The organism is Streptomyces smyrnaeus (genome assembly GCF_017676345.1).
Classification (GTDB): Bacteria; Actinomycetota; Actinomycetes; order Streptomycetales; family Streptomycetaceae; genus Streptomyces; species Streptomyces smyrnaeus.
The window spans coordinates 27318-40755 of the sequence record NZ_JAFFZM010000031.1 but is presented as its reverse complement, the minus strand read 5'-3'; the positions used below and the strand labels follow the sequence as shown (position 1 = coordinate 40755).

General features: G+C 71.5%; 8 protein-coding genes. 2 read left to right on the top strand and 6 right to left on the bottom strand.

Annotated elements, in window-relative coordinates; all coding sequences use genetic code 11:
* The first annotated feature begins 88 nt into the window (after positions 1–88).
* Both JW613_RS32475 and JW613_RS32470 read left to right on the top strand, forming a co-directional pair.
* Positions 89–1426 carry an MFS transporter gene (locus tag JW613_RS32475; RefSeq protein ID WP_209214444.1) on the top strand — a complete coding sequence of 446 codons (1338 nt, stop codon included), beginning with the start codon at positions 89–91 and terminating at the stop codon, positions 1424–1426.
* Between the two features lie 123 nt (positions 1427–1549).
* On the top strand, positions 1550–5674 hold the full coding sequence (locus JW613_RS32470) for a non-ribosomal peptide synthetase (protein ID WP_209214443.1): 4125 nt from the start codon (positions 1550–1552) through the stop codon (positions 5672–5674).
* 438 nt (positions 5675–6112) lie between these two features.
* Here JW613_RS32470 and JW613_RS32465 read toward each other — a convergent pair whose 3' ends face one another.
* The 6 genes from JW613_RS32465 to JW613_RS32440 all read right to left on the bottom strand — a co-directional run bounded on the left by JW613_RS32465 (position 6113) and on the right by JW613_RS32440 (position 13333).
* Positions 6113–7387 carry a thymidine phosphorylase gene (locus JW613_RS32465; protein ID WP_209214470.1) on the bottom strand — a complete coding sequence of 425 codons (1275 nt, stop codon included), beginning with the start codon at positions 7385–7387 and terminating at the stop codon, positions 6113–6115.
* A gap of 43 nt (positions 7388–7430) precedes the next feature.
* Positions 7431–7838, bottom strand: a complete 408-nt coding sequence (locus tag JW613_RS32460; RefSeq protein ID WP_099883601.1) for a cytidine deaminase — start codon at positions 7836–7838, stop codon at positions 7431–7433.
* Between the two features lies 1 nt (position 7839).
* Positions 7840–9135, bottom strand: coding sequence for an ABC transporter permease (locus JW613_RS32455; protein ID WP_209214442.1), 1296 nt, complete (start codon positions 9133–9135; stop codon positions 7840–7842).
* Positions 9132–10376, bottom strand: coding sequence for an ABC transporter permease (locus JW613_RS32450; protein ID WP_245226664.1), 1245 nt, complete (start codon positions 10374–10376; stop codon positions 9132–9134). Before JW613_RS32450 ends, JW613_RS32455 begins: the two co-directional genes overlap by 4 nt.
* Positions 10373–12073, bottom strand: coding sequence for an ABC transporter ATP-binding protein (locus tag JW613_RS32445; RefSeq protein WP_245226670.1), 1701 nt, complete (start codon positions 12071–12073; stop codon positions 10373–10375). The genes JW613_RS32450 and JW613_RS32445 overlap by 4 nt, the downstream gene beginning before the upstream one ends.
* A 228-nt stretch (positions 12074–12301) precedes the next feature.
* The gene (locus JW613_RS32440; RefSeq protein ID WP_209214440.1) at positions 12302–13333 is read right to left on the bottom strand and encodes a BMP family lipoprotein; all 1032 of its coding nucleotides are present in this window, start codon (positions 13331–13333) and stop codon (positions 12302–12304) included.
* Positions 13334–13438 lie beyond the last annotated feature (105 nt).

Genomic DNA, 13438 nt, shown 5'->3' with positions numbered 1-13438 from the left:
GTCGGCTAGCTGCGGTGATGCGTGGACGGATCGATTCTCGCACTTTCATGCATTGGACGGATGAAATGGCGGGTCGTACGTTCGAGGTATGCCTGCTCTTGATACCGGGGCGTCCACCGAACCGGTGGACGCCTCAGCTGTCATTCCCCCTCCCCCGACCCCCGAGCACCCCGACGCGGCGCAGCACCCCGGCGCGGCGCAGCACCCCGACGCGGCGCAGCACGCCGATGCGACGAAGCTGAGCCCCGGTGATCCCGGGCACGGGCGGATGCGGCTCGCGCTCTTCGCCGCGGGCCTGTCGACATTCGCGCTGCTCTACTCCACCCAGGCCCTCCTGCCCGAGATCTCCCGGGCCCTGCATGCCGCCCCCGACCAGGCCAGCTGGACCGTCTCCGGTGCGACCATCGGGCTGGCGGTCGCCGTACTGCCGCTGGCGGCGCTCTCCGAGCGCTTCGGACGGCGCCGGATGCTGACCGTGTCCATGGCGGTCGCGGTCGCCCTCGCCCTCGTCATCCCGTTCGCGCCCAGCCTGCCGGTGCTGATCGCACTGCGGACCCTGCAGGGGGCCGCGGTGGCGGGGGTGCCCGCCTCGGCGATGGCGTTCCTGTCGGACGAGGTGCGGGCCAAGCACCTGGTGGGGGCCGTCGGGCTGTTCGTCGCGGGCAACAGCGTCGGCGGGATGAGCGGGCGCATCCTCACCGGGTGGGTCACCGAGGCGTGGGGCTGGCGGGCCGGGCTCGGCGCCGTCGCCGTCACCTCGCTGCTGTGCGCGGTCGCCTTCCGGCTCCTCGTACCGCCGGCCCGGCACTTCGCCCCCACCCCCCTGCACCCGCGGCGGGTCGCGGCGACGGTACGGGCGCACCTGGGCAACCCGCTGCTGCTGCGGCTGTATGCGATCGGGCTGCTGTTCATGACGGTGTTCGGCGCCGTCTACACCGTCATCGGCTACCGGCTGGTGGCCGAGCCGTTCGGACTGTCGCAGGGCCTGGTGGGCTCGATCTTCGTCATCTACCTGGTCGGCACCGCCGCCTCGGCGACGGCCGGCCGGCTCAACGCCCGGCTCGGCCGGCGCGGCACGCTCTATCTGGGCATCGGCACGGCCTCCGCGGGGCTGTTGATCAGCCTCGCCGACAGCATCGCCGCGGTCGTCGCGGGTCTGGTCCTGATCACGGCCGGGTTCTTCGCCGGACACGCGGTGGCCTCCGGCTCGGTGAGCCGCACCGCCGCCCATGGGGCCGCGCAGGCGTCGGCCCTGTACCAGATGAGCTACTACGTGGGCAGCTCGCTGGGCGGAGCGCTGGGCGCCGTCGCGTTCGCCGCAGGCGGGTGGGGAGCCACCGTGGCGCTGGCGCTGGGCGCCATGGTGCTCGCCGCCGGCATCACCCTGTACGCGACCCGCCGCGCGGTGGTGCTGGCGCGCGCCTGATACGTGCCCCACTCTGAAGGCGCTCTCCCTTCCGGAGGGCGCCTTTCCACTCGGAAGGTGCCCTCCCCCCTGCCCTTCTCGTTGTGCTCCCAGACGTGAGGCTGCGATCGGGAGTTGGTACGGATGGCCATGTTCGACATCGGTGAGGGTCTGCCGTTGACGGCGGCGCAGTCGGGGATGTGGTTCACGCAGCAACTCGCTCCGGACAGCCCCTGCCTCCGGCCCGCCGAGGTGATCGAGATTCACGGCGCCGTCGACGTGGAGCTGCTGGAGCGCGCGCTCAGGCAGGCGGTCACCGAGACGGAGGCGCTGCGGGTACGGTTCGTGCCCGCGGGCCCGTACGGGGACGAAGGCGTACGGCAGATCATCGACCCCTGCGCGGGCTGGCCGCTGCCACTGGTCGACCTGCGGCACGAGGCCGACCCGGACGCGGCGGCGCGGGCCTGGATGTGGGCGGATCTCAAGACCCCGATGGACATGCACCGTGCGGGGCTGTTCTCGTTCGCCGTACTGCGCACGGCGGACGAGTGCTTCCTCTTCTACATGTGCAGCCACCACATCCTCATGGACGGCTACGCCACCAGCCTGTTCGTCCCCCGGATCGCCGAGATCTACACCGCGCTGGAGAGCGGCGGGCCCGTACCGCCCTCCCGGCTCGCACCGCTGCGGCAGGCGCTGGAGGACGAGGCCGCCTACGCGCACTCCGAGCGCAAGGAGCGCGACCGCGCCTACTGGGCCGAGGAACTGGCCAGGTGCGCCGGGTCCGCGCCCGCCACCCAGGGCCGACTGCCCAAGCCGGCGCCGGCCTTCGTACGGGAGACCGGCCATCTGGACGTCGAGACCGCCGACGCGCTGCGGGCACTGGCCCGCAGCGCCCGCACCGGTATCGCGACGGTCGCCATGGCCGCACTGGCGCTGTATGTGCACCGGCTCGCCGACGACGAACGGGACGACGCGGTCGTGGACGTGACCGTCGCCGCACGCGGCCCTGCGACCCGCGACGTACCGTGCATGGTCGCCAACGTGCTGCCGCTGCGCGTCCCGCAGCCCTCCAGCGGCACCGTCGGGGAACTGCTGCGCAGGACCGCCTCCCAGGCCAAGCTGCTGCTGCGGCACCAGCGCTACTCCTACGTCAACCTCGTGCGCGGCCCGCACGCCCGGCGCCCGTCGGCGGGGCGGATGGAGGACTGGGGCATCAACGTCATGCTGCACGACCCGCAGATCAGCTTCGGCCGCCACCCGGCCACGCTGCACAACCTGTCCAACGGCCCCGTCACCGGTATGGCCGTCAACGTCTACGACCGCCCCAGCGACGGCTCGCTGCGCATCGACTTCCAGGCCGACCCCGAGGTGTACCCGGCCGAGCGGATCGCCGCACACCACCGCCGCTACCTCGCCCTGCTGCGCACCCTGACCGCCACCACGGAGACGACACCGCTGGCCGACATCGAGCTGCTGACGGCCGAGGAGCGGGAGCGGGTACTGGACTGGGGGCGGGGCCCCGAACGCGCCTTCCCCCACCTGCCGGTGCACGCCGCCTTCGAGGAGCGGGCACGGGAGGCCCCCACGGCGAGGGCGCTGGTGTGCGGCGCGGGCACCGAGGCGGTCGCCCTGTCGCGCGGCGAGGTCAACGCGCGGGCCAACCGGCTCGCACACCTGCTGCTGGCGCGGGGCGCGGGCCCCGGCACCACCGTCGCGCTCGCGCTGCCGCGCACCGCCGAGTACGCCGTCGCGCTGCTGGCCGTCCTCAAGTCCGGCTCCGCCTGCCTGACGCTGGACGCCGACCACCCGGCCGAACGCACCCGCCAGATGCTCGCGGACGCGGCGCCCGTCTGCGTACTGGCGGCGGGGACCGCGGCCGGTGGACCGGCTGCCGCCGTGCCGCCGGAGGGGGCACCGCTGCTCCACCTCGACTCCGGGGCGACGGTGCGGGAGTTGGCCCGGCAGCCGACGACCGACCCCGGCGACCGCGACCGGCCGCGCCCGCTGCGGCCGCACGATGTGGCGTACATCGCCTTCACCTCCGGCACCACCGGACGCCCCAAAGGCGTGGAGGTCGAACACCGCCAGCTCGCCAACCTCTACCACGACCACCTCACCGCCCTCCTCACCCCCGCCGCCGAGGCCGCCGGGCGCCGCCGACTGCGCGCCGCACAGACCGCCTCGTTCTGCTTCGACGCCTCCTGGGAGGCGTGGCTGTGCCTGGCCGCCGGCCACGAAGTCCACCTGATCGAGGACGCGGTACGGCACGACCCGGCCGCACTCGTGGCCCGGGTCCGCGAGCAGCGCATCGACCTGCTGGCGCTGACCCCCACCCATGTGCGGGCGCTGCTCGCCGCCGGCCTCTTCGCCCCCACGGGGCACCATCCCGGCACCCTGGTCGTCGGCGGGGAGGCGCTGGATCCCGCGCTGTGGAAACGGCTGCGCGAACTCCCCCGCACCAGCGCCTACAACTGCTACGGCCCGGCCGAGTGCGCGGTCGACGCCGTCTGGTGCAGCCTGGACGAGCAAGGCCCCCACCCGGTCATCGGCCGCCCGGGCCACAACCTGCGCGCCTACGTCCTCGATCGCCACGGCCATCTGCTGCCGCCCTCAGTCCCCGGCGAACTCTGCCTGGGCGGGGCCCAGGTGGCCCGCGGCTACCTCGGCGCACCCGAGCTGACGGAGGAGAAGTTCACCCGGGATCCGTTCGGCGAAGCCGGCGCCCGCCTGTACCGTACCGGGGACCGGGTGCGGTGGAGCGAAGACGGCGTACTGGAGTATCTGGGCCGCACCGACACCCAGCTGAAGGTGCACGGCGTCCGCATCGAGCCGCAGGAGGTCGAGACCGTACTGGCCCGGCACCCCGACGTGGCGCAGGTCGCCGTCGCGGCACAGCGCTCCGGCGACGACCCGACGAGCGGACCGGTGCATCTGGTGGCACACGTCGTCCCCGCCCCGCGCGTGCCCGAGGGAGACCGCGCGCAGGGTGACCATCGCGCCGCCGGGGGGAGCCGCGCCACCGGGGGCAGCCGCGCCACCGAGGGGAACCGCGCCACCGGGGGGAGCCGCACTTCCACCGCCCAGTCCCTGCTGGACCCGGCCGAGCTGCGCTCATGGGCGGCCTCCCGACTGCCCTCAGCCATGGTGCCCGCCGCCTTCTACGCCCACGAGACCCTGCCGATGACCCCGCAGGGCAAGCTGGACCGCGCCGCGCTCCTGACCGCGGCCCTCCCGGCCCAGGCCACCCGCACCTCCCGGCAGCGGCAATCCCGCACGGAGCTCAGCGGCCGGGAGCGGACACTGTGCGCGCTCTTCGCCGAGGTCCTGGACGCGACCGAGGTAGGGCTGGACGACGACTTCTTCGCGCTGGGCGGCCACTCGCTGTCCGCCACCCGCCTGCTGACCCGCGTCCAGACCGAACTGGGCACCGAACTCTCCCTCGGCGCCCTCTACCAGGCGCCCACCGTGGGCCAGCTGGCGAAACTGCTCGACAGGGCCGCCGAACCACGCCCGCCGTCCGACGACGCCTACGCCATGCTGCTCCCCCTGCGCGCGCAAGGCGAGGCGCCGCCGCTGTTCTGCGTCCACCCGGCGGGCGGGCTGGGCTGGTGCTACGCGACCCTGCCGCCGCATCTGCCGCCGTCGATCCCCGTCTACGCCCTCCAGGCCCAGGGCCTGCGCCCGACCGACGAACTCGCCACCACCTTCCCCGAGCTGATCGCGGAGTACGTCGCCCGCATCCGCTCCGTGCAGCGCCACGGCCCCTACCGGCTGCTGGGCTGGTCACTGGGCGGCGCCCTGGCCCACGCCGTCGCCGCCCGCCTCCAGGAGGAGGGCCAGGAGGTCGCCACCCTCGCCCTGCTGGACTCGGCGCCCCTGGACCGGACCCCGCGCCTCGACCCCGACGCCGATCCGGCCGTCGTCCACCGCCTGGTCACCGAGGCCGTCGGCCACGACCTCGCCGACGACGCCCAACTGTCCGCCGTCACCCGCATGCTGAGCCACTACGCCGCCCTGCGCCCCACCTACACCCCCGCCGTCTACCACGGCGACGCCCACTACTTCCGCGCCACCGAAACCGCCCCCGAGCAGGCCCCCCACCCCGACGCCTGGAGCCCCGAAGCCTGGTACCCCCACCTCACCGGCACCCTCACCCTCCACAACATCCCCTGCACCCACGGCACCATGGGCCAACCGGACGCGATGGCGACGGTGGGACGGCTGCTGAGTCCCCTACTGACCCACGGAGTGACAGCGGCCCGCTGACCGACCAGAACCACAGAACCACCGACACCCGGACGACGCGGCGGGCCGCGAGAAACAGCGCCGACTGGCGGAGTCGGTGGTGCTGTCCCAGGGCTGGGACAGCACCGACCGCGTGCTGGCGAACACCGAAAAGGGTTCACATTGGCTTCGCGCACGCCAGTAACAGCTTCTCGATCGGTTCCGTCGGCTTCGGCCACAACCCGCGGTTGGACTGTGTTGCTGACTCCCGTGGGCACTTCGCGTAGTTCCCGCTCGGGTCGTCTTCGGGGGCGATCGCCAGGTTCTTCGGCTCGTCCTCGAAGACGGGGACCTTGTCGAAGTGGGAAGCGGTCGGTGCCCACTTGAACTTGATGACACCGGCCCGGGAGATGAAGGCTTGGTCTCCCAGGCCCTGTTGCGTCCGGTGTCGTTTCTCGGGTTCGTGGCGGGATTCGTGGTTCAGCCGATGCGGTCCAGGATCAGTGGAGTCGGGGCGTAGGTCTCGGCGGGGTCGATCTGCCAGGCGCCTTCCAGTGCCGCCTCCGCGTAGGGGAAGGCCTCCGGGGTGTCCGTGTGGAGGGTCAGGAGAGGGGTGCCCGCGGTGATGTGGTCGCCGGGGCGGGCGTGGAGCTCGATGCCGGCGCCGGCCTGGACGGGGTCCTCCTTGCGGGCGCGGCCCGCGCCCAGGCGCCAGGCGGCGAGACCGACCGCGTAGGCGTCCAGGCGGGTCAGCACACCGGTTGCCGGGGCAGTCACCACGTGGCGCTCCCGCGCCGTCGGCAGTTCCGCGTCGGGGTCGCCGCCCTGGGCGGTGATCATGCGGCGCCAGACGTCCATCGCGGAGCCGTCGGCGAGGGCCTTGGCCGGGTCGGCGTCCACCAGCCCGGCGGCGTCGAGCATTTCGCGGGCCAGGGCGACGGTGAGTTCCACGACGTCGGCCGGGCCGCCGCCCGCCAGGACCTCCACCGACTCGCGGACTTCGAGTGCGTTGCCCGCCGTCAGGCCGAGGGGGGTGTTCATGTCGGTGAGGAGGGCGACCGTCCTGACGCCGTGGTCGTGGCCCAGTTCGACCATGGTGGCGGCCAGTTCGCGGGCGTCGTCCACGTTCTTCATGAACGCGCCGGAGCCCGCCTTGACGTCCAGGACCAGCGCGCCCGTGCCCTCGGCGATCTTCTTGGACATGATGGACGAGGCGATCAGCGGGAGGGACTCCACGGTGCCTGTGACGTCGCGCAGGGCGTAGAGGCGCTTGTCGGCGGGGGCCAGACCGTCACCCGCCGCGCAGATGACGGAGCCGGCGTCGCGGAGGACCTCCATCATCTCGGCGTTGGTCAGCGAGGCGCGCCAGCCGGGGATGGACTCCAGCTTGTCGAGGGTGCCGCCGGTGTGGCCGAGGCCGCGGCCGGACAGCTGGGGCACGGCGGCGCCGCAGGCGGCCACCAGTGGGGCGAGCGGCAGGGTGATCTTGTCGCCGACTCCGCCCGTCGAGTGCTTGTCGGCGGTGGGGCGGTCCAGGGCGCCGAAGTCCATCCGCTCGCCGGAGGCGATCATCGCGGCGGTCCAGCGGGAGATCTCGGCGCGGGTCATTCCGTTGAGGTAGACGGCCATGGCGAGGGCCGACATCTGCTCCTCGGCGACCGCTCCACGCGTATAGGCGTCGATGATCCAGTCGATCTGCTCGCCGTTCAGCTCCTGGCGGTCGCGCTTGGCGCGGATGACGGAGATGGCGTCCATGGCCATGGATGTGTACCTGTTCCTTTCGGCGACCGGTGGGTGCTCAGCGGGCCAGATCGTTCGGCCCGAAGGCGTCCACCAGCAGTTCTGACAGGGGCCGCACTCCCGAGGGTGCCTCCACCAGGAGGGCGCCGCCACCGTGCTCCCACAGCAGTTGGCGGCAGCGGCCGCACGGGGCGACGACGTGGCCGTCGCCGCCCACGCAGGTGAAGGCGACCAGTCGGCCGCCGCCGGTGGCGAAGAGCGCGGAGACCAGGCCGCACTCGGCGCACAGTCCGACCCCGTAGGAGGCGTTCTCCACGTTGCAGCCGGTCACCGTGCGCCCGTCGTCGACCAGCGCGGCGGCGCCGACGGGGAAGCCGGAGTAGGGGGCGTATGCGCGGGACATGGCTTGCCGGGCCTGTTCGCGCAGGGTGTTCCAGTCGATGTCCGCCTTGTGCACGGCGTCCACGCTACGTTCCCTCGCCTCGGCGGTACGACTTGCCGATCGCGCGTGGCGCGCGAAGGCGTTGGGCCGCGAGTGAGAGCACCAGCAGCGTGGTGACGTACGGCGTCATCTCGACGAACTCCAGTGCCACGGTGTCGGTCAGCGCGTACCACAGCACGAGCAGCACGGCGATGACGAGGCTGACGGCGGCCTGGATACGGGCGCCGCGCACGCCGCTGCGCAGCTTCCAGACGGCGAGCGCCACCAGCAGGACGGCCATCAGGAGCAGCATGGCGTGCACCGTGGCGCCGCCGCCGACGACCCGCAGCGCGTCCATGAAGCCGAACAGCCCGGCGCCCATGGCGACGCCGCCGGGGCGCCAGTTGCCGAAGATCATGGTGGCGAGGCCGATGTAGCCGCGGCCGCCGGTCTGGTTCTCCTGGTAGATGTGCACGCCCACGGCGAGGAAGGCGCCACCGAGCCCGGCCAGCGCGCCGGAGATGGCCAGCGCCGCGTATTTGTAGGTGTAGACGTTCACGCCCAGCGACTCGGCGGCCACCGGGTTCTCCCCGCAGGAGCGCAGCCGCAGTCCGAACGAGGAGCGCCACAGGACGAAGAAGCTGCCGACGAACAGCAGCGCGGCCAGCACCGTCACCCAGGAGACCTCGTGGACGAGGGCACGCAGGATGCCCGCCAGGTCGGAGACGAGGAACCAGTGGTGCTTCTCGATGCTGCCCAGTCCGTCGGCGAGGCCGGGGACGGTGAGGGTGGGCATGCTGTCCATGGGCGGGGACTGTTTGTCGTTGCCGCCCGCTGCGGCCGCTTCGCTGCCTTCGGCGCCGAACCACAGCTTGGCCAGGTAGCGGACCAGGCCGAGGGCGAGGATGTTGATGGCGACACCGGAGACGATGTGGTCGACACCGAAGGTGACGGTGGCCAGCGCGTGCAGCAGCCCGCCCAGCGCGCCGCCGATGATGCCGGCGAGGATCGCCGCCCAGGGCCCGTACTGCCAGCCGATCCAGCCGGCGGCGAAGGTGCCGAGCATCATCATGCCTTCGAGGCCGATGTTGATGACGCCGGCGCGTTCGGCCCACAGGCCGCCGAGCCCGGCCAGCCCGATGGGCACGGCCGCACCCAGCGCGGAGGAGAACTGCTGGCTGTTGCTGAGCTGCTCGTCACCGGTGACGGCACGGACGAGCGAGAGCAGCAGCAGGCCGCCCGCGATGAGCAGCAGGACGAGCGGGTAGGACAGTTTGCGCTTGCCGCGGGGGGCCGCGGGCTTCGCGGAGGCGTTCTTGGACGCGGACATGGTGGTGCTCATGCGGTGGTCCCCGCCTTCTTCGCCTGGGTGCTCTCTGCGCTCTTGTCGCCCGGCTCGCCCGGCCCGCCCGGTTCACCGGGTCCGCCCGGCCCACCCGGATCGCCCGGCCCGCCCGGCTCACGGGGTGCGCTCTGGCCGCCCTGACCGCCCTGACCGCCCTGCGCGCTCAGTTCGGCGCCGACCGCGCTCTGCTGTCTGCGCAGCACGACCCGGCGGACGATCTCGTACGCGATGACGACGCACAGCACGATGATCCCCTGCATGACGCCGACGATCTCCTGGGCATAGCCCTCGAACTCCAGCTGCAGGCCCGTCCGCTCCAGGAAGCCCCACAGCAGCGCGGCCAGTGCCATGCCGATGGGGTGGTTGCGGCCCAGCAGGGCGATGGCGATGCCGGTGAAGCCGACGCCGGTGGGGAAGTCGGTGCCGTAGCTGAAGGACTTGTTCAGCAGTGTCGGCATGCCCACCAGGCCGGCGACGGCGCCGGAGAGCACCATGCTGGTGACGACCATCCGGCGGACGCTGACACCGCTGGCGGAGGCCGCCGACTCGCTGCGGCCCACCGCCCGCAGGTCGAACCCGAACCGGGTGCGGCCGAGGACGAACCAGTAGGCCAGACCGATGACGACGGCGATGATCACGGTGCCGTAGATCGGGTCGGGGGTGGTCGGGATGAGGAAGAAGCGGGCGGCTTCGGGGATGGTCGGCGTGTGGAAGAGGTTGCCGTCCTTGACGGCCAGCTTGTCCTCGGAGAGGAAGTAGCCGATCAGCGAGCCCGCGATGGAGTTCAGCATGATCGTGGTGATGACCTCGCTGACCCCGCGCGTGGTCTTCAGCACGCCCGCGATACCGGCCCACAGTGCGCCGACCGCCATCGCGACGAGGATGATCACGCCGATCTGCAGCACGCCGGGCAGCGCGAGCGCCCCGCCGACGACCGCGGCGAAGAACGCGGCCACCCGGTACTGGCCGTCGACGCCGATGTTGAAGAGGTTCATACGGAAGCCGATGGCCACGGCCGCCGCCGACAGGTAGTACGGGATCGCCTTGTTGACGATCCAGACCTGGCTGTCGCTCTTCGAACCGAAGTCGATCATCACGTAGAAGGCGTGGAACGGGTCCTCGCCGGTCGCCGCGATGACGGCGGAGGAGAGCACGAACGCCGTGAGGAGGGCGAGCATCGGCGCGGCCAGCGCCTGCAGCACGGCCTGGGCGCTGAACTTATCCCTGAGACGGCTCATTTGTCGCCTCCCCTCTCGGAGTCGTTGCTGTCTGTGCTGTCGGCGCTCTCGACGCTGCCGACGTTCTGTGACCGGTCCGCGTCCTGCGGCTGTTCTGCGTCCTGGGGCTCGTCCGCGCCTTGCGTCGCGTCCGCGCCTTGCGGCTGCGCGCCGTCGTCCTCCCGGTGTTCCAGGTGGCCGCTGGCCGCGCCGGTCATCGCCGAGCCCAGCTCCTGAGGGGTGACGGTCGCCGGGTCGGCGTCCGCGACCAGCCGGCCCCGGTACATCACCCGCAGGGTGTCCGAGAGGCCGATCAACTCGTCCAGGTCGGCGGAGATCAGCAGCACCGCCAGGCCCTCGCGGCGGGCGGTGCGTATCTGGTCCCAGATCTGGGCCTGCGCACCGACGTCCACCCCGCGGGTGGGGTGCGCGGCGATCAGCAGCTTGGGCTCATGGCTCATCTCGCGGCCGACGATGAACTTCTGCTGGTTGCCGCCCGAGAGGCTGGCGGCGGTCACCTCGATGCCGGGCGTGCGCACGTCGTACTCGGCGACGATCCGCTCGGCGTCCGCCCGCGCCTCCTTGAGGGCGAGCAGCTGGGGCGCGCCGGGGATACCGAGCGCCGGACCCTTGGCGTTGGGCTTCTCGGTGACGTGCCCGAGGATGCGGTTCTCCCACAGCGGCGCCTCCAGCAGCAGCCCGTGCCGGTGGCGGTCCTCGGGGATGTAGCCGATGCCGCTCTCGCGCCTCGCCCGGGTGGATACGTGCGAGATGTCCTCGCCGTCGAGGGTGATGCTCCCGCCGTCCGGGTCGCTCATCCCCATGACGGCCTCGACCAGTTCGGCCTGGCCGTTGCCCTCCACACCGGCGACACCGAGCACCTCGCCCTTGTGGATGGTGAAGGAGATCCCGTCCAAAACGGTGCGCCGGCCGCCGTCGGGGTCGGTGGCCGACAGGTGCAGGTCCTCCACGCGCAGCATCGGTTCGTCGGTGACGGTCGACTCGCGGGTCTCGGCCGACGGCAGCTCGCTGCCCACCATCAGCTCCGCCAGCTGCTTGGGCGTCGTCTCCTCGGGCCGTACGGAGGCGACCGTCGTACCGCGCCGGATGACGGTGATCGCGTCGGCGACGGAGAGGACCTCGCCCAGCTTGTGCGAGATGAACAGCACCGTCAGGCCCTCGGCCTTGAGTTCGCGCAGATTGGCGAAGAGCGCTTCGACCTCCTGCGGGACCAGGACGGCCGTCGGCTCGTCGAGGATGAGGATGCGGGCGCCGCGGTAGAGGGCCTTGAGGATCTCCACACGCTGCCGGTCGGCCACGCCCAGGTCCTCGACGAGGACGTCGGGGCGTATGCCGAGCTGGTAGGCGTCCGACAGCTCCTTGATCCTCTTCCGGGCGCGGGCACCGATGCCGTACAGCTTCTCCGCGCCCAGGACGGTGTTCTCCAGCACGGTGAGGTTGTCGGCCAGCATGAAGTGCTGGTGCACCATGCCGATGCCGCGCACGATGGCGTCCGCCGGGCTGTGCAGGGCGGCATACTCGCCGTCGATGCTGATGGTGCCCTCGTCCGGCCGCTGCATGCCGTAGAGGATCTTCATGAGGGTGGACTTGCCCGCGCCGTTCTCGCCCACAAGGGCGTGCACGGTGCCCCGGTCCACCCGGATGTCGATGTCGCGGTTGGCGACGACGCCGGGGAACCGCTTGGTGATGCCGCGCAGTTCGACGGCCGCCGCGGACCCCTGGTCCGCCCCGGACGGCGCGCCGCTGCTGCCGCTGGACTCGCTGGACACTTGACTGACGCGCTCCCTTGCCGGCGCCGAGGCCGGCCGCTGTGGTGCCGCCGTTGCGGACGGGCGTGGCGGCTCATGGAGAGGGACTGGGACTGCGAGCGGCACCGTACGCGGCGAAGTGCTGCTCCACGCGCGTACGGTGCCGTTCCTACCGGGTCACGGCCTGGTCGGAACCTTGACCTCGCCCGAGACGATCTTCTCGGTGGCCTTGTCGATGTCGTCCTTGATGTCGTCGATGAAGCCACCGGACGTGGCGACCGAGACGCCCTTCTCCTTGAGGGAGAAGGTCTGGTTGCCGGTGAGCGGCTTGCCGTCCTTGACGCTCTTGATCAGCTCGTAGACGGCGACGTCGACGTTCTTGACCGACGAGGTCAAGATGGCGTCCTTGTACTTCTCCAGGCCCTTCTGCCGGTACTGGTCGGAGTCGACCCCGATGGCCCAGGCGCCCTTCTTCTTGCTGACCTCTTCGATGGAGCCGGCGCCCGACTGGCCCGCCGCCGTGTAGATCACGTCGTTGCCCCGGGCGAGCATGCCCTTGGCCATGCTCTTGGCCCGCGCCGGGTCGTTGAAGCCCTTGTCGGACTCCTTGTAGAGGTAGTCGACCTCAACCTTGATCTTGGGGTTGGTGTCCTTGACGCCCTTGACGTAACCCGCCTCGAATTTCTGGATGAGCGCGTTGTCCACGCCGCCTATGAAGGAGACCTTGTCGGTCTTGGTCTTCTTGGCGGCGGCCACGCCGACCAGGTAGGACGCCTCGTTCTCGGCGAAGGTCATCCCGACGACGTTCTTGGCGTGCGACTGCTCGTCCACCACGCCGAAGGTCGTGTCGGGGAACTCCTTGGCCACCTTGTTGACGGACTTGCCGTAGTTGAAGCCGACCCCGATGACCGGGTTGTAGCCCGCCTTCGCGAGGGAGGTGAGACGCTGCTCGCGGGTCTCCTCCGTCTCGTTGTTGCCGGCGGTCATCTCCTTGGTCTTGACGCCGAGTTCCTTCTCGGCCTTGTCGGTTCCGCGGGCGGCCGCCTCGTTGAACGAGTGGTCGTCCCGACCGCCGACGTCGAAAGCGAGTCCGACGCCCTTGTTCTTCTTGCCACCCGACTCCGTAGAGCTCTCACCGCACGCGGTGGCCGTCAGTGCGAGAGCCGCAGTGGCGGTGACGGCGGCAGCCAGCTTTGTTACCCGACGCAACAGGAGTCCCCTTCGAGTCGTGGAGCACCGGTTCCGGCACCGCAGTAGGGTTCCGGCCCTTGAGACGGCCACAGATTAACGCGCGTAGATTTCCAGCAGAAGAAG